At 41.2% G+C, this 23089-nt stretch carries 19 protein-coding genes; 8 read left to right on the plus strand and 11 right to left on the minus strand.

From position 1 onward, the window contains the following. Positions 1 to 820 precede the first annotated feature (820 nt). The 4 genes from cbiE (at position 821) to FCR06_RS06145 (ending at position 4113) form a co-directional block, all read left to right on the plus strand. Positions 821 to 2035 carry a precorrin-6y C5,15-methyltransferase (decarboxylating) subunit CbiE gene (gene cbiE, locus FCR06_RS06130; protein ID WP_138497958.1) on the plus strand — a complete coding sequence of 405 codons (1215 nt, stop codon included), beginning with the start codon at positions 821 to 823 and terminating at the stop codon, positions 2033 to 2035. A gap of 130 nt (positions 2036 to 2165) precedes the next feature. Then, on the plus strand, positions 2166 to 2678 hold the full coding sequence (gene infC, locus FCR06_RS06135; protein ID WP_138497959.1) for a translation initiation factor IF-3: 513 nt from the start codon (positions 2166 to 2168) through the stop codon (positions 2676 to 2678). A gap of 133 nt (positions 2679 to 2811) precedes the next feature. Beyond that, complete coding sequence (locus FCR06_RS34175) at positions 2812 to 2940, plus strand: hypothetical protein (protein WP_262984646.1); 129 nt, start codon at positions 2812 to 2814, stop codon at positions 2938 to 2940. Between the two features lie 267 nt (positions 2941 to 3207). Next, positions 3208 to 4113 (plus strand): carbohydrate ABC transporter permease, encoded by a 906-nt coding sequence (locus FCR06_RS06145; RefSeq protein WP_138498101.1) that lies wholly within the window; start codon positions 3208 to 3210, stop codon positions 4111 to 4113. Positions 4114 to 4370: 257 nt separating this feature from the next. Here FCR06_RS06145 and FCR06_RS06150 read toward each other — a convergent pair whose 3' ends face one another. The 7 genes from FCR06_RS06150 to FCR06_RS06180 all read right to left on the minus strand — a co-directional run bounded on the left by FCR06_RS06150 (position 4371) and on the right by FCR06_RS06180 (position 13521). Continuing rightward, positions 4371 to 6149, minus strand: a complete 1779-nt coding sequence (locus tag FCR06_RS06150; protein ID WP_138497960.1) for an iron uptake porin — start codon at positions 6147 to 6149, stop codon at positions 4371 to 4373. 365 nt (positions 6150 to 6514) lie between these two features. Continuing rightward, a complete protein-coding gene (locus FCR06_RS06155; protein ID WP_138497961.1) occupies positions 6515 to 6892 on the minus strand; it encodes a hypothetical protein in 378 nt (125 codons plus the stop codon). Between the two features lie 329 nt (positions 6893 to 7221). Further along, on the minus strand, positions 7222 to 7860 hold the full coding sequence (kdpC, locus tag FCR06_RS06160; RefSeq protein ID WP_138497962.1) for a K(+)-transporting ATPase subunit C: 639 nt from the start codon (positions 7858 to 7860) through the stop codon (positions 7222 to 7224). Further along, complete coding sequence (locus tag FCR06_RS06165; protein ID WP_138497963.1) at positions 7860 to 8129, minus strand: potassium-transporting ATPase subunit F; 270 nt, start codon at positions 8127 to 8129, stop codon at positions 7860 to 7862. The genes kdpC and FCR06_RS06165 overlap by 1 nt, the downstream gene beginning before the upstream one ends. A 7-nt stretch (positions 8130 to 8136) precedes the next feature. Next, the gene (kdpB, locus tag FCR06_RS06170; protein ID WP_138497964.1) at positions 8137 to 10278 is read right to left on the minus strand and encodes a potassium-transporting ATPase subunit KdpB; all 2142 of its coding nucleotides are present in this window, start codon (positions 10276 to 10278) and stop codon (positions 8137 to 8139) included. 351 nt (positions 10279 to 10629) lie between these two features. Continuing rightward, complete coding sequence (gene kdpA / locus FCR06_RS06175) at positions 10630 to 12375, minus strand: potassium-transporting ATPase subunit KdpA (protein WP_138497965.1); 1746 nt, start codon at positions 12373 to 12375, stop codon at positions 10630 to 10632. Positions 12376 to 12960: 585 nt separating this feature from the next. Then, complete coding sequence (locus FCR06_RS06180; protein ID WP_138497966.1) at positions 12961 to 13521, minus strand: HdeD family acid-resistance protein; 561 nt, start codon at positions 13519 to 13521, stop codon at positions 12961 to 12963. A gap of 440 nt (positions 13522 to 13961) precedes the next feature. Between FCR06_RS06180 and FCR06_RS06185 the strand changes: the two genes are divergently transcribed. Continuing rightward, positions 13962 to 15050: a DNA polymerase beta superfamily protein gene (locus tag FCR06_RS06185; protein ID WP_138497967.1), complete on the plus strand. Its 1089-nt coding sequence runs from the start codon at positions 13962 to 13964 to the stop codon at positions 15048 to 15050. A gap of 51 nt (positions 15051 to 15101) precedes the next feature. On the opposite strand, the gene FCR06_RS06190 is transcribed toward FCR06_RS06185, so the two are convergent. Together FCR06_RS06190 and bchI are read right to left on the minus strand one after the other, a co-directional pair. Further along, positions 15102 to 15398 carry a hypothetical protein gene (locus FCR06_RS06190; RefSeq protein ID WP_138497968.1) on the minus strand — a complete coding sequence of 99 codons (297 nt, stop codon included), beginning with the start codon at positions 15396 to 15398 and terminating at the stop codon, positions 15102 to 15104. Positions 15399 to 15499: 101 nt separating this feature from the next. Further along, positions 15500 to 16624, minus strand: coding sequence for a magnesium chelatase ATPase subunit I (gene bchI / locus FCR06_RS06195; RefSeq protein ID WP_138497969.1), 1125 nt, complete (start codon positions 16622 to 16624; stop codon positions 15500 to 15502). A gap of 325 nt (positions 16625 to 16949) precedes the next feature. Here bchI and FCR06_RS06200 point away from each other — a divergent pair, with 325 nt between their 5' ends. Then, the gene (locus tag FCR06_RS06200) at positions 16950 to 18176 is read left to right on the plus strand and encodes a glycoside hydrolase family 10 protein (protein ID WP_411267984.1); all 1227 of its coding nucleotides are present in this window, start codon (positions 16950 to 16952) and stop codon (positions 18174 to 18176) included. A 370-nt stretch (positions 18177 to 18546) separates the two neighbouring features. Here FCR06_RS06200 and FCR06_RS32435 read toward each other — a convergent pair whose 3' ends face one another. Continuing rightward, positions 18547 to 18720 (minus strand): hypothetical protein, encoded by a 174-nt coding sequence (locus FCR06_RS32435; RefSeq protein ID WP_223280047.1) that lies wholly within the window; start codon positions 18718 to 18720, stop codon positions 18547 to 18549. 71 nt (positions 18721 to 18791) lie between these two features. On the opposite strand from FCR06_RS32435, the gene FCR06_RS06205 reads away from it, so the two are divergent. Further along, complete coding sequence (locus tag FCR06_RS06205) at positions 18792 to 19520, plus strand: COR domain-containing protein (protein ID WP_138497971.1); 729 nt, start codon at positions 18792 to 18794, stop codon at positions 19518 to 19520. Between the two features lie 51 nt (positions 19521 to 19571). Further along, the gene (locus FCR06_RS06210) at positions 19572 to 19817 is read left to right on the plus strand and encodes a hypothetical protein (RefSeq protein WP_138497972.1); all 246 of its coding nucleotides are present in this window, start codon (positions 19572 to 19574) and stop codon (positions 19815 to 19817) included. 73 nt (positions 19818 to 19890) lie between these two features. On the opposite strand, the gene hetF is transcribed toward FCR06_RS06210, so the two are convergent. Continuing rightward, positions 19891 to 22395, minus strand: a complete 2505-nt coding sequence (hetF, locus tag FCR06_RS06215) for a cell division protein HetF (protein WP_138497973.1) — start codon at positions 22393 to 22395, stop codon at positions 19891 to 19893. Positions 22396 to 23089: the final 694 nt, after the last annotated feature.

The raw sequence follows: 23089 nt of genomic DNA on the forward strand, positions 1-23089 counted from the left end.
TCTCTGAGATATCGCTGGTCGTAAGTTGTAACTCCCAGATTTTCCTGTTTTAAAAGTATTAGCCAATAAATAATAGACGCCATCTTTTGGTAAAGTGACAGTCAATCGAGCATTAAAATCCTTTGGGTAAATGTCGTCGTTTTCTGCCACTAATCGTTCTTTAGTGGGAAGCAGCAAATATAATCAGCCAGTAGTATTGCAACAGTTTTAGAACTATCTTCGACAACGTAAGCATTAGTTAAAACTAGACCATCTGCACTGACCTAAAAATAATCTCGAGCAGAGATGCAGCGGAAAGTCTGAGCGGAGGTTTCCTCCGCTCAGAACTTTCCAAGACAAAGGCGCACAGAGGAGGAATGGAGTTTAGTAATTGTTATAAGGTTGGTGGAGTTTAAATGCTAATCATCGGACTTATGTGGTTAGGAAAGCGGATGCACAAATTTTTGAGTTGCTCAAGGCTGGGGAATATTGTAAAAATCGAATCCCTATCACTACATTGCTTGGTCATAAAGGTTTAGGAACTAGTCTCAGTTTTATTCCTGATGGAAAATTATTGCCTCTGCTAGTCAGGATGATAAAATAATTTGATGGAGTTTGCAATTAGATAATTTACTGACGCGAGGATGTCAATGGCTCCAAGATTATTTTCTCACTCATCCGGAAGCTGGTAATAGCTTGCCTGCATGGAGCAAAAATTAAAATATCAAAATATTTTACCAAATTTTAAATTATAAAAAAGTCTGCTCCCTTAGTATCTCCTAGATAAACCCCTAAATTTAGTTGTAGAACAAATCAAAAATGGCATTAGTTATGAATTAGCATGACAGAGAAATGGCTTTCTATCGTCGGTATTGGGGAAGATGGGTTACAAGGGTTAAGCCCGATCGCTCTTTGTTTAGTCGCTCAAGCTAAAGTAATTGTAGGAGGCGATCGCCATTTAGCAATGCTGCCTTTAGATGACCAACGCGAGAAATTAGTCTGGACATCTCCAATTGGCACTTCTGTAGAGCAAATCATCAAGCGTCGCGGTGAGTCAATTTGCGTACTTGCAAGCGGCGATCCTATGTGTTACGGCATTGGTGTCACCTTAGGGCGGCGAATTCCGACTTCCGAAATAACGATTATTCCCGCACCTTCAGCCTTCAGCCTCGCCTGTGCCAGGGTGGGATGGTCTTTAACTGAGGTGGAAACCTTGAGTTTGAATGGTCGTCCATCCTCCCTGCTGCAATCTTACATTTATCCGGGAGCTAAGCTGTTAATTTTAAGCGAAGGAAAGGACACACCTGCCATTGTTAGCGAAATTTTGACAAATCGCGGCTATGGTAAGAGCAAAATCACCGTCTTGGAGCGTATGGGCGGCATTCATGAAAGAATTATCAAAGGTACGGCTGTATCTTGGAGTGAAACTGAAGTTGCAGCTTTGAATGCGATCGCAGTTGATTGTATTGCCGATGCTGGGGTTATCACTTTACCAAGATTACCAGGATTAGCAGATAACGCCTACCATCACGATGGACAGTTAACCAAGCGTGAAGTTAGGGCAATTACCTTAGCAGCTTTGGCACCGACACCGGGAGAATTATTATGGGATGTGGGCGCGGGTTGCGGTTCAATTTCTATCGAATGGATGCGAACTCATCCTCGATGCCGGGCGGTGGCGATCGAGCAAAATTCCTCTAGACTACTATATATTGCTGATAATGCCGCTACTCTTGGTACTCCAAATCTGCAAATTATTGCAGGTAAAGCGCCCGATGCCTTAAAAGACTTGCCGACACCAGATGCAATTTTTATTGGTGGCGGGGTAACAGCAACCGGACTTTTTGATGCTTGCTGGGAAGCACTGCGGCCGGGGGGACGTTTGGTGGCAAATGTGGTGACGGTAGAAGGCGAGCAAACTTTATTTCAATGGCACGAACGAGTCGGTGGCGATTTCACTCGTATTGCCATTCAGCGAGCGGAACCTATTGGTAAATTTTTGGGCTGGCGAGGAATGGCACCTGTGACGCAATGGATAGGTGTAAAGTCTAATTAAGATTAATGATACAAAAGTGCATGGGGCATTTTGGAAAGTGTAAATGCAGTCATGTCAAAGGTTTGGAATAGATTGTGATGTCTTCACTTGAAGCTTGTGTTACAATTTAATTGCTTGTAAAGCAAAAATATTGAACAATAGAGAGAAAAACGTTATCGCAATCCAAAAGCAACAAATTAACTCCCAAATCAAGTCCCCTCAAGTGTTCCTAATCGACCATGAGAATAACAATCGTGGTCTGACCGACACACGTGAGGCTCTACAGCTAGCGCAGAGCGTAGAACTCGACTTAGTTGTAGTCTCCGAAGGCAAAGAAGCTCCAGTAGCGAAGATCCTCAACTATGGCAAGTTTCAGTATCAAAAGAAAAAGCGTCAGACGCAGAGTGCTAGACCAACGGTAAAAGAAGTTCGGTTACGTCCCAACGTGGGAGTGGCTGATTACAATTTACGCATTGAGCAAGCAGTTGGTTGGTTGAGTAAAGGCGATTCAGTGAAGTTTGTTATTCGTTTGCGAGGTCGCGAAAATCAATATCGCGAACAAGCTGGAGAAATGCTAGAGCGGATTGTAAATGCTCTGAGTGAAGTAGGTAAAGTCCACACTCTTGATAAACGCTCATTGGTTGCTCAACTAGTTCCAGCCTAAATTAATTTTTCAAAGATATCTTAAATTCTGTGGTGCGCTTTGGCTTTCGGCTTGAGCGCACCACAGCTTTTTGGGCAGAAGTGATGCTTTATGAGATTCCCGTCGCTCAAAGGGTAAGATTCATCAAACAATTGTGGAAGGTATCGCTGTATCTTGGGGTAAAACTGAAGTTGCAATGTTGAATGCGATCGCAGTTGATTGTATTGCCGATGCTGAGGTTATCTCTTTACCAAGATTAGCAGGATTGCCATTTCGGTTTTGATGTAGCCCAATCTGGCGATCTCTTTGTCATACCGTTTCTTATGACTGGCATTATGTTAAGTCGTCTAGCTGTCTAAAGATTTACTTTATAAATGGTCTTTTAACTAACATGAGGAAAACTGAGTCAAGTGTTCGCAAAGCGTCTCGTAGAGAAGTAATCGTAAATATTTTATCTTACGTTTTTCAATATTGACCTACTACCATCAAACTTAATTTGAAGATGTACTATGAATAAAGTGCAAGGTGAATAATCGCTTACTAATAAATGATGATAAATCTAGAAAAGATTAGAAATCGAGAACAACAAACAGCATGGATTTTCTTACTACCTGCATTATTATTGTTGTTACTCGTCTTTGGCTACCCAATAGCTCGTGCTTTTTGGTTAAGTTTCTTTACTGAAAATTTAGGAACAAAACTATTCCCTATCTTTTCTGGTTTTAATAACTACATACGCATGGCAGGAGATGGTCGTTTTTGGCAGAGTTTTGGAACGACAATACTATTCACCATCTCAACAGTATTTCTTGAGTTATTACTCGGATTAGCTATTGCTTTGGTATTGAATAAGCAGTTTTTTGGCAGAGATGTAGTGCGTACTATTGCAATTTTACCTTGGGCATTGCCTACTGCCCTTATCGGTCTTGCTTGGGCTTGGATTTTTAACGATCAGTTTGGAGTTGTCAATGATATTCTGCTACAGCTAGGCTTGATTAAAGCTGGAATTAACTGGTTAGGAGATCCTCTACTAGCGATGATAGCCATAATTGTTGCAGATGTATGGAAAACAACTCCATTTATTAGTGTCTTACTATTAGCTGGTTTACAATCCATTTCTCCCGATTTATATGAAGCTCATATGATTGATGGTGCTACACCTTGGCAAAGTTTCTACAAAGTTACTTTACCTTTGCTAATGCCACAAATTCTGATCGCTGTATTATTTAGATTTGCTCAGGCTTTTGGAATTTTTGATTTGATTGCTGTGATGACCGGGGGTGGGCCTGGTGGTGCAACAGAGGTAGTAGCATTGTATATTTATTCTACTATTATGCGCTATTTAGACATTGGGTATGGGGCAACTTTAGTTATTTGTACTTTTATGTTACTAGTTGTGACGGTTGCTATTGTTAGTTTTTTGCTTCAAAAGTTTCAAATTAATACCTTTGAATAACTGCAAACTTAACCGTTAAAAATCTTTCAATTATCAAATTTATTTAATAATCAATCATCAAATTTGGCGTTGCTGAATCACTAAATTAAATTCAAAAATCAACTCTTCTCAACTCTTACTCTCTGGGACTTAGCGGCTGAAGCGTGACACTAATTCATATTGCTACTCAGCAATGCCTAAAATTTTAACTAAAAATTATATATTTTGAGTCACCAAAGTTAAGAGCTTCGGTGACTGGGCACTGTTTAAGTTAACCTTTAAAACGTGAAAGTTGTTCTTAAAGTACCGATAAAGGCATCATCGTTAGCGCTATTTTGACCAGGAGAGGTCAACCAAATTACGCCAGGGGTGATTGAGATATTATCTGAGACGCGATATTTATAGAAGCCTTCAAAGTGATAAGGCAAATCGTTACCAACAAAGCCTGGCCGATTACGGGAATAAGGTTCTACACCAGCAAAAATACCCAGTACGTTACCTTTTTTACCGAAGTCAGGTAAAGCTACTCCAGCACCGTAACTCCAAGCTTCATAATCATCACCTGCACCGAAGCCTGTAACATCATGATAAGAAATGAAGCCACTAATTGACAATTTATCACTAGGTCTGAAAGCTGCTTCTACACCGTAAGAATTACTGGAAGATCCGTTTAGGGCAGTTAGGGTGTTAGCTTGAGCCGTACCTACATAGCGGTTAGCGCTACCCAAACCAGCACCTAGATCGAATAAATTACCGCCTCCAGCACCATGATACCCGTGAACGTAAGTAGCAGCGATCGCTAAGCTATCGCCAATACTAAAGTTCAACTGTCCTAAAGCAGCATAGTTACCCTCGAACAAACCTAGATTTGGCCCGGGATTATTAGCATTTGACGCCAAGTAGCCTACAGTGAGCGAACTTGGTTTCAAAATGCTACCACCCTTACCAAAGGGTAAAGTCACTGCTGCGCCGGCACCACCACCAATGCGATAGATGGGACTTTCAGAAGCAAAGGAAGATAAGGCTCCATTACCACCATCATAGTCCTCAAAGTAAGGGTTATTAGTGGCAACATAATCGCTATGAATACCTCCGTTAGCCGCAAAGTAAACTTGGGCTGGGCCTATGGGTACGTAATACGCTAGCCAGTCTATAGCCACACTGTTGTTACCACCGCTGCCGATTTGAAAAGTTTGTACGCCTTCGGCAGTATCGATGGGCAAACCAGCATCATCCACTTGTGTAAAGGGTATTACATTCCCGGCTGCAAGACGCGTGTGCAGGACATCTTTACCCGTGAAGCTGGTTTGCAAGTCTAAACGTACCCTATCTTGGAAGACAGTATTGTTAGCATTGCCAGTGTTACTGCCAAATATATCAGTAACCGCAAAAATAGCTTCACCCACCAATTTTGTGGTAGTGGAAAACTGATTTGCTTCTAATTCACTAGTACGTGCTTCTAAAGCATCTACTCGACCACGCAGAGTTGCCAACTCAGCTGAAAATTCTTCTTGCAAACGTTGGAGGGTTGCCAAATCCTGTTTTGTCACCAAGTCAGCGGTTGCTGTGGCAATCAGTTCATTAACCCGATCTAAACAAGCGTTTAAACCTGCGGCAAACTCATAACGAGTCATTGCTCGGTTACCCCGGTAAGTACCATTAGGGTATCCTGCTATACAACCGTAGCGTTCAACCAGTGATTGCAAAGCTTGGAATGCCCAGTCAGTTGGCTGTACGTCAGAAAACTGAGAAACTGATGTGACTTGAGACTGGGAATTTTGGTTCTTGCCTTCGTTGCTGTAGCGGTTAACTTGTTCTAAGACTTTATTATCATCAATTTTTGCTTGGGCAACCAAAAATCGATCACTAGTTGGTTGCTCTGTTTTCAGCAATAGTGAAGCGCCAATAGCTTTTGGTACTTCTGTCTGAACAGCTTTTGCTTTTGCATCTTTAGAAGAGCTTACTACTTCAGTTGCGATCGCCCTAGCGGAAACTAACACCGTCACTCCCAAAACTACTGGACTTAGTACCAGAGTTTTCCACAATAAATGAGACATTTTTTTATTTTCCTTTCCCAAAAAAGACCTAAAATCAGTAGGTTCAAGAAAAAGAGAATAAGCAATTATTCTACTTGTGGAAAATCTTATCAGATTGGAGTCAACTAAAGCTATATCTATGAGACTTTTTAAGAATGAAGAATCGTAAAGTTTGCCCAAAAATGGCTTGTTTGATAAATCAAGCGTTGTCAGAATTTAGCACCCAGGAGTCAGGAGTCAGAATATAGGATGATTAGTTTGTTGATTTCTCATCATGTTATCATGAATTCTGACGCCAAGGAGCAAAGCGTCTCCAGCTTTGCTGTTGAGTTGTAAAAAAGTCTTTGTTTTAGTATTTCGCTAGATTTATAGATTAAACAATTCTATCAAGATTTGTAGTCATAGCAATTAAACGCTTCTTTGGTTAGAGCAATAGAAGGATGTACTGCACACTTGAGTTGAGAATTGTTATTAAAAAAATGACACTTCTTACAGCGATGCTGCTGTACAGGTTTGATGCTTACTATTTCGTCTTTATCTTCTATTGTATTTTGTGAGGGATTTTCTATTGGTTTGCAGAAATATGAAACAAGATAAACGACGATTACCCAAGTAATCATGAAGCAAACGTGAGCTAAAAACACTGCTACAAAGTAAATATCTCCGTGCCTTGCTTTGGTGTGATTATATGTTGTTTCAATCGGTTTAACTTCAATCAAGGTAGACTGATAAAAACTATTTTGGTGGAATAAATTTTGAATCATCTGAATTGAAAGATTGCTTGTTTGTTAAGCTGGCAATAAGCAATTGTTGAGTCAATACTAAATAAGATTTTTGAGAGTGATTTTGAGAGCAAAAATTATCACCTGATGAATTGCAATCACTAATATGTAATTTTCGCTAAAACTAATAGATGAGCCGTTGCTGAAATAACTTTTTTTCTCTCAGAATTAGCAAAAAAACACATTTAGTTAGGAACTGAATTTGAGTTAATTAAAGTTTAACTAGTATCAAGAAAAGTGACCCCTATTTATCGATAAATTGGGATTATAAGGCTTGAATAAATAGCTTTTCTTAGCCAATTTACATATTTCTATCCCTTGATTTTATCCAAAGCTAAATTTAACTTCAATACATTAACTCCAGGCTCACCAAAGATGCCGAGAAAGCGACCATCGGTATTTTGAGCAATTAAAGTTTCTAGTTGGTTAGGTTGAACTCCCCGTGCTTTGGCTACTCGTGCAATTTGGGCTTTGGCGGCTTCGGGGGTGATGTGGGGGTCGAGGCTGGAACCAGAGGTGTAGACTAAATCAGCAGTCGGCTGCACACCTGCTGTTTTCAGACGATTCAAGTCACCCTCTACTTTTTTGCTCGGGTCTGGGTCATCTTTTCCTTTGATGCGTTCTAGTAATGCGGGATTACTGGGAGCTAAGTTACTAGCACCGGAAACTCCGGTTAGCAAAACTCCTGCATCGTCCTTTTTGGGGTCGGCGGTGCTGTAACTAGTGGTGCTGGGACGGCTGTTAAAATAGCGATCGCTACTAAAAGGTTGACCAATCAACGCAGAACCGACAACTTGACCTGTGCTATTTCTCAGTAGACTACCATTAGCTTGAAAAGGAAATACAATCTGTCCAATGGCAACCATCAAAAAAGGATAAATAATCGCTCCTATTACCCAGAGTATCAAGGTTGAACGAATAGCTCTGCTGGCTTCGCGTGCAAAACTCATTAGAATTTCTCCGGTACAAACATCACAAAAAATAAATAAATAGAAAGTCCAACTGTCACCAGTCCTAACAGTCCCACTCCCCAAGCTTGACTGCGGGTGAGTTGTTCGCTTGTGGCAGCATAAACTACAGGTGCAACCACTAAGTTGAAGCACATCGCTAAAAACAAATACAGTGGCAGTTTTTGTTTTCGCCATTGACACCAGATTTCAGTTATTGCTTCTGATATTTGGGATACAGAGATAGTGCGTTGTAGATGAAAGAATTTCATAAATAAATTAAGACAAGGGCAAAATTATATCTATCAGTTTGATGGCAATGAAAGGAGCAATAATACCACCAACGCCATAAATGAAGATGTTACGGCGTAGCAATTGATCTGCCGAAAGAGGCAAAAATTTTACTCCTTTAAGTGCTAAAGGAATTAGCGCCGGAATAATCAAGGCGTTGTAAATTAGCGCCGAGACGATCGCAGATTGAGCGCTCTTGAGTCCCATAATATTAAGTGCGCCGATTCCAGCCGCAGCAAAGATAGTCGGAATAATCGCAAAATATTTGGCGATATCGTTGGCAATGGAGAATGTTGTCAATGCTCCACGAGTAATCAGCAGTTGTTTACCAATAGTTACTAAATCAATCAACTTGGTGGGATCAGAATCTAAGTCCACCATGTTAGCAGCTTCTTTAGCAGCTTGTGTCCCAGAGTTCATCGCCAAACCTACGTTTGCTTGAGCCAAAGCAGGTGCATCGTTAGTGCCATCCCCAGTCATTGCCACCAGCTTACCTTGGGATTGTTCGGAGCGAATCACTTCAATTTTGTCTTCTGGAGTTGCTTCGGCAATGAAATCATCAACTCCAGCTTCCTCAGCAATCACCGAAGCTGTAATCCGATTATCGCCTGTGAGCATGACCGTGCGAACACCCATCCGGCGGAGTTGGTCAAACCGTTCTCGCAAACCCGGTTTAACAATATCTTTGAGGTAAATCACACCATAAATTTTGTCATCCTGGCAAACAGCTAAGGGTGTACCCCCTAACCGGGAAACTCGCTCATTAGCTGCATCTATATCATCGGGAATGTAACCACCACGAGAACGAACAAATCCCTTAATGGCATCTACCGCACCCTTGCGAACTTGTTTGCCATCGGGTAGATTTGTGCCACTCATGCGGGTTTTCGCAGAAAATTCCACACCTTCGGCTTTATCAAGATTAAAAACTACCGCAGCCTGGGATGTTTCTGCTAATGCCACAATTGACTTGCCTTCTGGGGTATCGTCAAATAAGCTAGCAGCTAAGGAAACTCGCGCCACATCTGCTACTGAATGATTATCCAGGGGAATAAACTCATCAGCCATCCGATTACCCAAAGTGATTGTCCCTGTCTTATCTAACACCAAAGTGTTGATATCGCCACAAGCTTCCACTGCTCGACCAGAGGTCGCAATGACGTTAAATTGAGCAACCCTGTCCATCCCAGCAATACCGATCGCACTGAGCAAACCACCAATAGTCGTGGGAATCAAAGCTACCAGTAATGAAATTAAAATCGCCACGCTAGCACCCGCACGCAAACTATTTCCCGCCTCAGCCCCAAATACACTGCTGATAAAATTGGCGATATAGCTGACAAATGGCGGCATCGTCGCCACTACAATTAAGAACACCTGTGTCAGCACTGCTAACAATACTGTCAAGGCAATCTCATTGGGAGTTTTGCTGCGTTCTGCTCCTTCCACCAGTGAGATCATGCGGTCGATAAAACCTTGACCAGGATCGGCAGTAATCTTAATCGTCAACTCATCGGAAAGTAGACGTGTACCTCCTGTCACCGAACTAGCTATATCTGTACCTGGTTGCTTCAATACAGGCGCAGATTCCCCGGTAATTGCAGACTCATCTACCGAGCCAACACCTTTAATGACTTCGCCATCGGCGGGAATCAAATTATTAGCAATTACCTTTACCAAATCCCCGCGCCGTAGTTCGGTAGAATTGACTTTTTCAATCGAACCATCAGGGAGAATTTTATTAGCGATCGTATCTGATCGCGTCGTTCTCAGTGAATCAGCTTGAGCTTTGCCGCGTCCTTCAGCCACAGCTTCCGCAAAGTTAGCAAAAACGAGTGTGAAAAACAGAATAAAGGTAATCAACCCATTTAACAAGCGTTGTTGGTTGACATTTGCCTGAATTGTACCAAACAAATTTGGGTTAAGGGTAACAAGGAAAGTAACAATTGTTCCCACCCAAACAACAAACATAACAGGGTTTTTCACAGTAACTCGCGGGTCGAGCTTAACAAATGACTCACGAATTGCCCTTTGGTAAATTCCCTGCATATCTGCTTTGGGAGTATGCTTACGCGAGTCACGAGTTCCCGATGGCACGCGGCGCGAATGAGAATTAGTATTATTTGGCATAAATTAAATTTGAAGAATAGGCAATGCGGCATTGGGCATAAGTCTTTGAGGTAGGTTAATGGAGTTCTGAAGTGGATTAATGAATATCAAAGACTCATTAATGGAGTTCCGATGTGGATTAACGAGTATCAAAGACTCATTAATGGAGTTCTGAGGTGGATTAACGAGTATCAAAGACTCATTAATGGAGTTCCGAGGTGGATTAACGAGTATCAAAGACTCATTAATGGAGTTCTGAGGTAGATTAACGAGTATCAAAGACTCATTAATGGAGTTCTGAGGTGGATTAACGAGTTTCTATAATTTTTTTGCTCTCCATCTCCATCTCCCCACCTCCCCACCTCCCGACTCCTACCCAATACCTTTGCTAATAAAAAAGGCTTCACCAATGGGACCTAATGCTAATACTGGGAAGAATGTAAGTGCGCCTAGAATTAAAATCACACCTGCGGTAACGCCTGTAAATAGTCCGGTATCAGTTCGCAATGTCCCAGTGGTGTAAGGAACAGCTTGTTTGCGAGACATGCTATCTGCTAAGAACAGTAAACCTAGCACAGGAATATAGCGTCCTGCCAATAAACTAAAGCAGGTACTCAAGTTCCACCACAGTGCAGTTGCAGTGGTTTTTGTGCCTGTAGCGATAGCTAACGGCGAAGGTTGGGAATCGCCTAAGCCTTCAAACCCAGAACCATTGTTAGCAGCAGCAGAGGCGTATTCGTAGATAACTTGAGCAAAGCCGTGGAAACCAGGATTGCTAATTCCTGATAGTTGGTCGGGAAATGCTAAGGCGATACCTGCGGGAATCATGATAGCAATGGGGTGAACTAGCAAAATCAGGAAACTAGCCAGCACAACTTCCCGCTTCTCAATTTTGCGTCCGAGAAATTCTGGCGTGCGTCCCACCATTAATCCTGTAGCGAACACAGCCAGAATCAAGTAAGCAAACAGGTAAGCGGTTCCTGTACCCTGTCCACCCCAGATAATTTGCAAAAACATGTTGGAAAGAGTAATAAAACCGCCGTTGGGCATGAAGGAATCGTGTAAACTGTTGACTGCGCCGCACATTGTACCGGTTGTACTGACCGCAAATAGCACAGATTGTGCCCAACCAAACCGGACTTCTTTACCCTCTAAATTCGGCTGCTGACTTCCCAGCAGAGTATTCACAGCCGGATTACCGTTGTATTCGCCAATGGCTGTAATGACAATAAATGCTACATAAAGCACGCCCACCATGCCATAAACTAACCAAGCTTGCTTGGTGTTATTAGCAAACAAGCCATAGGTATAAATTAAGGAAGTGGGAATCGAAAGCATGGCGACAATTTGAATTAAATTAGAAAATCCGTTGGGATTTTCAAAGGGGTGTGCTGAGTTGATGGCGAAAAAGCCGCCACCGTTCTCCCCTAATTGTTTGATAATTTCAAAATGGGCAACGGGGCCGCGGGCGATCGCCTGACTAATATTAGGATTTTCCAAAGTGGGAAACACTGCTACACCCGCCAGCGTTTCTGGTACACCAATTGCCATCAAAACAATCCCACCTACAATACAAATAGGCAACAAAATTCGCGTAATTGAGCGAATTAAGTCTACATAAAAGTTGCCCAACGGTCTACCAGTTAATCCTCGAATAAAAGCAATTCCTACAGCCAAGCCAGTTGCCGCTGAGGTGAACATATGATAACCAAGCCCCCACATTTGGCTGGCGTAACTCATGTACGTTTCACCAGAATAATGCTGCTGGTTGGTGTTAGTAATAAAGGAAATAGTAGTATGTAATACTGTATCCCAAGTTGGGGCATTTATCTTGGTTGGGTTTAATGGTAACCATCCTTGATTCATAATAATCAAGAAAATCAGCAACCCCATTGCTACATTGCTATACAAGATTGCCCGCCCATACTGCCAACCCGTCATATTTTCTTTGTTTTTAATGCCAACCAGAGAATAAAGCACTCGCTCAACCGGATTTAAAATTGGGTCAATAAAAGTGCTTTTATCTAGGTATACATTCGCCATGTAGTGTCCAAAAAATGGAGTAATTGCTACTACAATTACTAGCGTTAATATAATTTGAATCCATCCTTCTAACATTGGATTATTCCAACTACGACATTGATTATGTTGAGATGACTATTCGATATTTTTCGGCAAAACAAAAATATCGAATAATTAGTTACTGGTTTATGAATATGTACTTTTAAAGTCAATCATGAGGCTTTTTTTTATGGAAAACAAGGTATAAATTAATATTTAAACTTCAATATATGAGTGATATAGTTTTCCATAAATATAAATTCGTAGAGTATTTATTTTGATATATACATGCAAATATATATGACTCATATTTTATTTTTGAAATACACGTAGGGTGCGTTACGCCAAAGGTTAAGGGACTGACAAAAAAAAATATCCCAAATTTTATTGTGGGATGGGTGTTCTCACCCGTTCTATATTCAGGGCGGGCTTTCCTGCCCACCCCACAAGAGGGATAATTTATTCTCTGGAAATCCCTAACGCACCAGTTAACGATTTAGGTGCGTTAAGCTACGCCATAACACACCCTACAGATTTAGAAGCCTGGTTTAGTGCATTAGAATACACAAGGAGCATCATCAAGACTCTACAAAGACTTACTGCAACTTTTCCTTAGCAGCTATACTCCCCACTCATCTCACTTCAAATTCCTGTCCTCTGGTTAACAAGTCTGCGATTAGGTAGTGAGAGCATAATCATCCAAATACCCGTCAACAAAAAATCAATTCCTGCGAATACTCCCAGCACCCAAGCTGCGCTAAAAGGCCATTCACCCAAAATCAAAATCCCCAGAATAATAGCCATCATGCCACTAAACAGTGTCCAACCCCAGTTTAGCTCTCGACGGATTTGGAATGCTGTAATCACCTCAAATACACCCTCAATTAAGAAGAGAATTCCCAAGGCTAGAGTAAGGGAGAGTGCAGCACCAAAGATGTTGCTAATTAATACAATTGCAGCAAGGAAGTATAAAATACCTATCAGCAACTTTGGCCAAAAACCTCGTTTTCGTCGTGATTGAAATGCGTCAACAGTTCGGATGATACTAGCAATCAATAAAATCCAGGATAGTAAAATTGTAATAGCAATAGTCGCAACCAATGGTTCTGCGATCGCTCCAATACCCAAGACAACCATAAAAATGCCTAAACCCATCGACCATCCGGATCCTCGTCTCGTCTGATTAATATTTTCAGTATTCATAAAAGTTTCCTAATTGCGTTAATTTTGATTTATATTCAGAAGCTTTGAATTTTATAATTTTCTTTAAGTATCAAAAATGAACATTACTTTAGATAAGCAAAAAGTGTACATTACCTAAAGTTTTGACTTCCTCATTCTCTAGGAATAATGCCAATCTTATATTTAATCTCTATTATTCTTTCCCTAGAGTGATGAAAGAAAGCTTAACTATATTTGATGTGAAGTATTGCTGGTTGCAATAAATCAGTAGTAAAACACTGCGTGCTCAATTAGTTATACTTTATATCTCAACAATACTGAAGAAGCTTAACATTTGCTATTGCAACATCTACAAGATTATTGCAGTTCATCGTCATAATTTTTCTCGTTTATGAAAATCCCGGTTGAAGCGGACATAATTTAACTTATAAGTTAAGATGGTATATTTTAATTTAGGTGATATGAAAAGAATAGAAGTTGAACAAAGAACTATTTTGATTGGTTTGGCAGGTAGTCACGGCTATGGTTTAAATCGTCCAAATTCAGACTTTGATTATCGAGGAGTATTTATTGCACCCAAAAGGTACTATTTAGGATTTGATCGCGTAGAACAAAAAGATACTGGTTGGGATGAACCAGGAATATTTCAATTTCTAGATAATAACAAAGACACAGTTATATATGAATTAAAAAAAATTCTCCAATTATTATCGGGAGCCAACCCCAATGTTTTAGAATTACTGTGGTTAAATAACTATCCTTTTCTCACTCCAGTAGGACAGCATTTAATTAATCATAAACAGTTATTTTTGAGCAAAAAGGTAAAGCATACTTACACTGGTTATGCCTTTGCTCAAATCAAAAAAATGGAAACTCATCGCAAGTGGTTATTAAAACCACCGCAAAAAAAACCAATTCCATCTGACTTTGGTATAGAAGACGAAGCAGCGCTAAGCAAAGAGGAACTAAATGCTTTTTTGGAATATCTTTATAACTTAATCAGAGGTCGGATTGAGTTTTTGGAAGAAGCTGAGCAATTATACAAATTGCTGACAGCAGATATTGATTTTAAAGGAGTATTAAAACAATATACTTTACCCGATAATACTTTAGAATATACCCAAAAGTTAACTAATAGCCGTAAAGATTTTATCCGCCTGCTTCAGAAAAGTCAAAGTTATCAAACAGCTTTTAGAGAATGGAAGGCTTACTTATCTTGGCAGGAAAATAGAAATCCGGTTAGAGCAGAAATGGAAATCAAGTCTGGTTTTGATCTCAAACACGGAATGCACTGTATTAGATTGTTACGCAGTGGACTAGAAATATTGCGTCAAGGTGAAGTGATTGTAGATAGGAGAATAGCTGGTGATGCTGATGATTTAAAAGCTATCCTCAAGGGTGAATATTCTTATGAGCAGGTGATGAAAATGGCAGAAGACTTAGTTGCTGAAATGGAAATTGTCTACGAACAATCTGCCTTACCTCATAAACCTGATTTAGAGCAAATTAATGAATTATGTATGGAATTAGTGGAAATGCAAAATTGGTAAGTCAGTCATTTGTCATTTGTAAAGGACAAAGGACAACTGACAAATGATTAATTAAAGAGTATAAATTAAGTCAGCAAAGCCATAAAGGCTAATAATGAGCAATAGTAATGCTGTGACTTGAGTAATTCGTGTCTGCGGTGAGGGAGCGATCGCCTCTCGCACTAAGATCGAAATAGATGCCCCAACTACTAAGCTCAAACCTAAAATTAAATATGGTCTGTCGGGTAAAATACTTGCTATCCCTAGCATGGCGATGGCTAAAAACAGCATCAATAATTCTACAAACCGGGGCGGGTTGTATTGGGTAGATAAAATAAAGCTATTGAACCAAAAATACCAAAATCTCATAGTTCAGTATTCAGTGCTATATGCTGAGTAGAGACGTGATTAATCGCGTCTCTACAAGAGTTAGGAGTAAAGAGTTATAAGAATTCTCCCTCATCTTCCTCCTAACTTCTAACTCCTAACTTCTGACCGGTACCATTTTTTTGTGCAGTCTCATCTTCTGGAAGTTCGACGCCAAAGACGCGGCTAAAAGCTTTGGCGACTTTGTAGCCAGAATCAATCGATTCTAACGGGTCTTTCCGGAGTCTGTGACGCAAACACAGCGTAATCACGCGGCGGATATCATCAACTGTAACTTCAGTGCGTCCTTCAAATGCCGTTAAGGCTTTGGCAGCGCGGTTACTTACAATGTCACCCCGTAAACCATCTACATCGAGTTCCGAGCAGACCTCAGAAATTTTTACCCGCAAATCGTACTCAATTTTTACTTCTGGTAATAACTGCTGGGCATTGACAATTTGCTGTTGTAGTGATTCTTGCTGAGGTTTGTGGTTTTCCAGAAATATCGGCGGATTTTGGTCAAATTCCGAGCGTTGTTCTACGATTTGGACTCGTAAGGCTGGTTGTTTGACTGTATGAATTTCTGCGTGCATCCCAAAGCGATCGAGTAATTGGGGGCGAAGTTCGCCTTCTTCAGGGTTTCCAGAACCAACAAGCACAAAACGTGCTGGGTGACGAATTGAAATGCCTTCCCGTTCTACAGTGTTCCAACCACTGGCCGCGGAATCAAGTAGCACGTCTACAAGGTGGTCATCTAGTAAGTTGACTTCATCCACATAAAGAATGCCTCGGTTAGCCTTTGCCAGTAATCCTGGTTCAAAAGCTTTGACACCCTCAGATAAAGCTTTTTCAATGTCGATTGTGCCGCAAACCCGGTCTTCTGTAGCTCCCAACGGCAGGTCTACCATTTGGACTTTTTTGTGAGTTACAGGAATTTCTGCCCCTTGTTCTAACAATTGGCGGACTTCATCGCTCATCAAGTCGGGGTCGATAGGATCGCTACTAAACGGGTCATTAGCAACCACGGAGATTTCTGGCAGCAGATCCGCCAGCGCCCGGATAGTTGTGGATTTACCGGTACCGCGATCGCCCATGATCATTACACCACCAATTTTGGGGTCAATCACGTTCAACAGCAGCGCCAGTTTCATTTCTTCCTGGCCGACAATTGCCGTAAAAGGAAATACCACACGACGCGCACTTGCCGTAGATTGAGCAGTTGGACTCACTAAATTACCTAACAATATTTTTCTGATTACAGTTCTTTATTGTGACACAGCTGGGGACTGGGGAATAGGGACTGGGGAATAGGGACTAAATTCTACCCAATCCCCAGTCCCCAGGCACTAATAACTACTCACTGCGTCAATTCTCTTAATTTCCCTAAGTTTGATTTAGTTTTTCTGGTGCAAAAGTTCCATCTACAGCGAACGAACAACTACCAATTCATCAATTTTGTAGTAAGTATAAATGCTTGTACACTATATGACTAGTAGATTGAATCACAAAAGCAAGCAATGGCGTGTGTGGGTAGCTAATGCATCATTCAGACCTATGAAATCAACTTTTTTTGTTCAAAACTGGCGACGAAAACTAATAAAATATCTTTTTCCACTCCTGATTTTAATATCATTTATTACAGTATTGTTGGTAGACAGCTTCACCCCTGCGTTCACCGAAGGTGGGCGCTTCAGCGCCATCGCGCAGCTACCGCGTCAGGAAATTCGCGGGGTTTGGATGACAAACAATGATTTTGACACCCTGAAGAATCGTGACAAAGTGCAAGAGGCGATGAATCAGCTGCGGCGGCTGAACTTCAACACAATTTATCCTGTAGTTTGGAATTCTGGTTATGTGATGTATCCTAGTGCCACAGCACAACGTGCAGGCATTCAACCTTTTGTCTTGCGAGGTTCAGATGGACATGATATTCTTGCTGACCTGATTAACCAAGCTCATCACAAGGGACTCTTAGCAATTCCTTGGTTTGAATTTGGATTTATGGCTCCCCCAACCTCGGAACTAGCGCTTAATTATCCAGATTGGTTTACACAAAAGCGTGATGGTAGCCAAACTTCCATCAGTGCGGCTGGTGAGGTGATGTGGCTTAATCCCTTCTATCCACAAGTGCAACAGTTCATCACCAACCTCGTGCTAGAAGTTGTCACTCAGTATGATGCCGATGGCATTCAGTTTGACGATCACATGAGTTTGCCCCGCGAATTTGGCTACGATCGCTATACAACTGCCTTGTATACTCAAGAAACCAACAACAATCCGCCGGCTAATGCTGAAGATCCGGAATGGGTAAAGTGGCGGGCAGATAAAATTACCGCGTTCATGGTACAACTTAACCAAGCGGTGAAGCAGAGAAAACCCCAGGCGATTTTCTCCGTTGCTCCTAATTACTATGACTTTGCTTACAAATTTCACCTCCAAGACTGGCTTAGTTGGATACGGCAAAATATTGTAGACGAGTTAATTGTGCAAATATATCGTCCAAATCTGCAAAGTTTTATCGCAAATATTTCCCGCCCAGAAATTCAAGAATCCCAACAAACCATTCCCACTGGAGTTGGGATTATGACAGGGTTACGCAATAACCCAGTTCCCATACAACAAATTAGGTCTCAAGTGCGCGCTGCCCAAGAACGGGGTCTAGGTGTAATCTTCTTTTATTATGAAAGTCTTTGGAACTATGCACCTGAACCTTTAAACGAACGCCAAGCAGCATTTGAAAATTTTTTTCCATCTCCCGCACTCCGCGCCAGAGTTGAATAATTTTTTTACTGAGGTTTAGCACATCTGATTAATATTAGGTTGGAAATAATAACTGTAGGTGARTTCGATAGATTCTGAAGAACYYCACTTCCATTCCTCTTCCCGCTTCGGCGAGAGGCTTTGAATTTTCCCCTTTTCCTACTACAGAAAGGGGTTATATGATGTCCGCGTAATTAACCGTAATACCCGAAACCCCACTCCGTAAAAGCTATGCTCTAGCTCTCCTAAGAGCTTGCTTTTAAGGGGTTAAGGGTGGAGTTGTTTTATCATGGGTAATTTGTTACGAATCCCAAAGACTCATCCACGAAGCTGAAAAACTCATTCAGAGTTACAAACACTTGTAAGTGAATCTTAAATACTCATTGACGAGTTACGAAAACTCGTCTACGAGCAAAATATCCTCATTAACCAGCAAAATATCCTCATTAACCGACAAAATATCCTCGTTGACGAGCAAAATATCCTCATTAACCGACAAAATATACTCGTTAACGAGCAAAATATCTTCATTAATCGGCAAAATATACTCGTCAACGAGTATCAAAGACTCATTAACGCAATTCCGAACCTCATTAATGAGTATCAGAGATTCATTAACTAGTCAACCTCAGTACAATGCATGATGAACTCTTGCGCCTAATGATCAACTTCAAACTGTGCTACGAGATTCCCAGAAGCCTAGGAAAATACATTGCTCCACAATTGCTATCTGCTAATCAACCTTCCTATGACTGGAATGAAACTAATAATCTGATTCTGCGTTACACTTACGAGTTCATGCCCAAGGGTATTATTACCCAGTTCATTGTCGTCATGCATGAGTTAATAAATGAACAAAAATGTGTTTGGAAAAGCGGCGTTATTCTCAGCAAAGACCAGACGAAAGCAGAAGTGATTGAATATTATGACAAGCGAGAAATTAAGATTCGAGTTGCAGGTCATCACAAAAGAGATTTAATGACGATAGTTACACATGAACTTGATAAAATTCATGACTCATATAATAAACGCCTGAAGTACAACAAGTTAATTCCCTGTAATTGCCACACCTGCAAAGATAGCCAAGAGCCACACTTTTACTCCTTTGAGATATTGCGAAAGTTTGTAGCCGATAAGCAAGAAAGTATTCAATGTCAAAAAAGCTATCAAATGGTTGATGCCTTGGGTTTAATTGATGTAATGAACCGAAGAGAGTTCTTGAAAATAGAACAGCAGAAAGAAGGTGATTTTCTCTCTAATTATTCTGAGGTAAAAAATCACAATGTTGTTGTAACAATTAATAATGTAATTCAGCCATCAAAACAAGAGAATAATTTTATGACAGAATCATCTAAACAGCAATAAAATTCTCAGCCAGAAGACATAGTTAAACTTCCGTTTGCGTTTAGAAATGGAATGTTCTATTTATTCGTATTTGTAGTTGTATTTTGTCTAATTGCATTTTTTGGTGGTTCGCTACCATTTCATTATTTAGCTTTAACAATTATTGGTACAGCAATATTCATCATCTTGATAGGCGTTCTGCAACTTCGGCAAGACAACCGCCTATCTGAAAAATCTTTTGTAGATTTGACAAAAATGGTATTAGAACAGTTGCCTTTAATTGGCAATATTCTTAAGCAGTTTCAAGGCAACAAATGAAACTCCCGGTGAATAAAATTCGCGGCAAAACAAAGTTCAAAGTAATTTTGTCTTCTGAATTTTGAATTATTATCTACTCTTCTCGATTCTTCTCCTGAAGCAGCGATCGCCAATCTTCAATTGCTTTTTCTGTCCATAGCCAATTTTTAGCTAATTTATCCACCTGAAAATTCACGCGATCAGACTTCATCACCATTTGTCGCAACTTGATCGCTTCATTCATATATTGTGGTTGTTTAGCACTAGATTGACCAAGTGCAGATTTATACAGTCCCAAAGCTAAACCAGCATAGGAAGTTAAAGCATCCTGAGGTACTGGTGTCTTTATAGATGCTGTGGTCGAGGCTGTATTCTGCGGTTTGAGAGCTAAATTTAAAGCCTTGAACCAAGAATCATTAGCTCGATTCAAATTACCTTCTGTGTAGTAAGCAAATCCTAAAGCGTTATTATACAATAGCGAATCTGGTTTAGCTTTGGCAGCAGTTTCCCAGTAACGACGGGCATCATCAACGCTATAGTTATTGTCTCCAGTTTGGATTGATTGCCATGCTAATCGTCCCTTTAAAAAGTTGACGGATGGATCGTTAGCTTGCTTGTTTGTAACTAGTTTCAAAGCAGTTTCAGCTGCCGCAAAAGCACCACGATTGAGTAATTCTTCTACAGCAAATAACCCACCTTGTAAATCACCTTGGCTCAATTTTTCAGTAGCGGTGGCGGTGACAATTCCAGTTGGTGCTGTTTCTAAATCGATATTCGGTTGCTTTTGGATGGGTAAAGACTCGGTGGGAATTGCTGGTATCCTCGACAGAGTTGCCTGGGGTCGATTTTGCCACCAATTTAAACCGATGGCAATTGCGATCGCACTGATTCCTGCAATCCCAACAATTGGCCATAGCTTGCGCCGCCGAGTCCGATTTCTAGATGGAGATGAAATTGAGTGCGATCGCGAATCAGAATTTTCCCAATGTCTTTCTAGGTTCCCAACAGTTTCAGGAGGCGGTGCTGAGACTTCTCCCCACAAATCTGTTTCCTCAAAGGAGGAAGTCATTTCTTCTGAAACCTGCCTATTTGGAAGACTATTTTCCTGAATTTGTTGCTCGATTTCCGTCGAGGCTTTTTGCTCATCCAGCCGCCGAAACAAATCCGAAACCATCGCCGAATCTTCTGCATAGCTTGGGTCATCATACTCAATTTCATCAACGAGATCGCCCCAAGTATCCTCACCTAGCCAATCCAAGCTAGAAGACTCACGTGCCATATCAGCAGGAATCATTTCCTCAATTCCTAAACCCATCTCGGTATCGTCTGTCATACCAGCATACATAGTATTGGGAATTGCCCCCAAAGGCGAACTATACTGGTTGAGCAACTCGCGACTTTCAGGTAAACCAGTTTCGTAGCTCAAAAAACCGTCAAATTCCGGCTGAAGATACAAAATTGGTAATGCCCAGTACATTTGGTGAGAACCATAGGCAGAAATTAATCCTTGGCGCACCCGACTGACACATAAATCTACTGGATATCCCTGACTCAAGTTGCGGTAAAATAATTGCGTCAGTGTCAGTGCCACTTCATCAGGAATCCGCTCTGACATTGCCAAAACACTGGCAATTCCTCGTTTGACAAGACTTTCTGCCAGGTTGCGTTCGCCTATATCTCCAGCAGATCCAAACGCAGCTGTATACGCTCCTAAGCAGGAATTAAACACTGCCATCTGGATGTTATTGTTGACTAGCAAACCTGCTAAATCATCTCCAGTGAGAATTTCCGTTAACCCAGTTCTGCGACTGGCAAGATAAATTTCTCCGCCATTTGCGCCTAAGTTACTATGACCAGAGTAGTGGAGAACGTGGTATCTGCCTTGCTCTAAAGCTTGAGTCAGTTCTTCCCGTCCTGGTTGGTCTAAAACAGTGAGTTCAATTTCTGGAAGGTGATTGCTATTTTCAGCCAATCGTGGTATTTTTCGCCTAAGTTCCGCTTGGAGTTTGATAGCTTCGTGTTTGAGTAGGTCTAGCCGGACTTGATCTAAAGGCGAAGCAATTACCATCAATACTTTTACACTACTTTCTTCTAGTGGTGTGGGCATATTTGGCGATCGCAAACGAGAAACCCCCAAAATTCCACTTTGGAAGCGAGAAAAAGCCACATAAGGACCGGTGGCTAGAGGGCGATCGCCTGCGTGCATCACTTCCCAAGGCAAACGAGCTAACCTGGTGTCTTTCAGCCCCAAGCGTAAGCGGAGTACTTGCTGGTGGTTCTGGGCAATACCTTGGGCAGTAATCCAGCTATCTCTGAGAGTGCCTTGAAATAGTGCATTATATAATTGTTGACCCAACGCCACCAAGTTAACAGAGTTTCTGGCAATATCGCTTTCCCGCCCACTAGAGGCAAATGCATCTCCCTGTAACACGGACTTCAACGGGTCATTCATCAAATGCCCAGCAGCCATCAACCAATCAGCTACAGGCCAAGTCACCAATTCTTCTGCCAATGGCACCCCAGGCGCGACTTGTTCCGTCCGCACCAAGTAGTCGTTTTGCCCTACTGGGGTTACGGATATATGGAATTCCTGGGTCACAGCTTCTCCTGTTCGCCTCCTAAATTCGGTTTGAAACGTGAAAGTTTCAAGTAGATTTTTTGCTCCCTCTGATAACTTAGATGCATCCCACCCCTGAATGTTTCTAATTTTTAATTGTTCTGCTTTTTGTACCTCTACAACTTTATCCGGATCGGATTACTTGGGTCTAGAACACTTTATTGGTAGATGCACCTTGATCTTCAACTCCCCTAGTTGGCTAACACCCACTGGGGGTTTTTTTATTTTGGCAAACAACAGCAACCTCCGATCTAGTAATCCGAAATGATTCGGAAAAAATCTATTACCTTTTGTCTGTTGCCTGTTGGCTTGGCATCACCACTCAGCTCACAATTCAAATACAGTTGCTAGATCAAGTTTGTATAAATACTTATAGTAAAGGCTGATGCCCAAACACTGCGACACTCTGCGCGGGGCGTTTTGAATTATAAGTAATTAAACGAACTCGAGATAACGCAGACATTCTCTATTAGAAAATAGTGCTTAACTTAAGAATGCTTGATTGGCAGATGGATGAGCCTCAGTCTTTAACTCCCCTAATTCAGTTAATATCCACTATTACAGCACGGCAAAAGCATAGACTAACATCTAAATTAATCAGACTTGGGACTTAAGCCTCCGATCTCAAAGGTAGGAAAACTTGTGCCACTAATTTTTTAACACAAAACAACAATCA

It is taken from the genome of Nostoc sp. PA-18-2419 (assembly GCF_005869855.1).
In the GTDB taxonomy this organism is placed as follows: domain Bacteria; phylum Cyanobacteriota; class Cyanobacteriia; order Cyanobacteriales; family Nostocaceae; genus Nostoc.

Coding starts and splice junctions, on each gene's coding strand:
- FCR06_RS06145 (WP_138498101.1), top strand. CDS start 3,208: ATGATAAATCTAGAAAAGATTAGAAATCGAGAACAACAAACAGCATGG.
- FCR06_RS06165 (WP_138497963.1), bottom strand. CDS start 8,129: ATGAAATTCTTTCATCTACAACGCACTATCTCTGTATCCCAAATATCA.
- FCR06_RS06185 (WP_138497967.1), top strand. CDS start 13,962: ATGAAAAGAATAGAAGTTGAACAAAGAACTATTTTGATTGGTTTGGCA.
- FCR06_RS06200 (WP_411267984.1), top strand. CDS start 16,950: ATGAAATCAACTTTTTTTGTTCAAAACTGGCGACGAAAACTAATAAAA.
- FCR06_RS06155 (WP_138497961.1), bottom strand. CDS start 6,892: ATGATTCAAAATTTATTCCACCAAAATAGTTTTTATCAGTCTACCTTG.
- FCR06_RS06180 (WP_138497966.1), bottom strand. CDS start 13,521: ATGAATACTGAAAATATTAATCAGACGAGACGAGGATCCGGATGGTCG.
- FCR06_RS06150 (WP_138497960.1), bottom strand. CDS start 6,149: ATGTCTCATTTATTGTGGAAAACTCTGGTACTAAGTCCAGTAGTTTTG.
- kdpC (WP_138497962.1), bottom strand. CDS start 7,860: ATGAGTTTTGCACGCGAAGCCAGCAGAGCTATTCGTTCAACCTTGATA.
- FCR06_RS06210 (WP_138497972.1), top strand. CDS start 19,572: ATGTTCTATTTATTCGTATTTGTAGTTGTATTTTGTCTAATTGCATTT.
- cbiE (WP_138497958.1), top strand. CDS start 821: ATGACAGAGAAATGGCTTTCTATCGTCGGTATTGGGGAAGATGGGTTA.
- FCR06_RS06190 (WP_138497968.1), bottom strand. CDS start 15,398: ATGAGATTTTGGTATTTTTGGTTCAATAGCTTTATTTTATCTACCCAA.
- kdpB (WP_138497964.1), bottom strand. CDS start 10,278: ATGCCAAATAATACTAATTCTCATTCGCGCCGCGTGCCATCGGGAACT.
- kdpA (WP_138497965.1), bottom strand. CDS start 12,375: ATGTTAGAAGGATGGATTCAAATTATATTAACGCTAGTAATTGTAGTA.
- FCR06_RS06205 (WP_138497971.1), top strand. CDS start 18,792: ATGCATGATGAACTCTTGCGCCTAATGATCAACTTCAAACTGTGCTAC.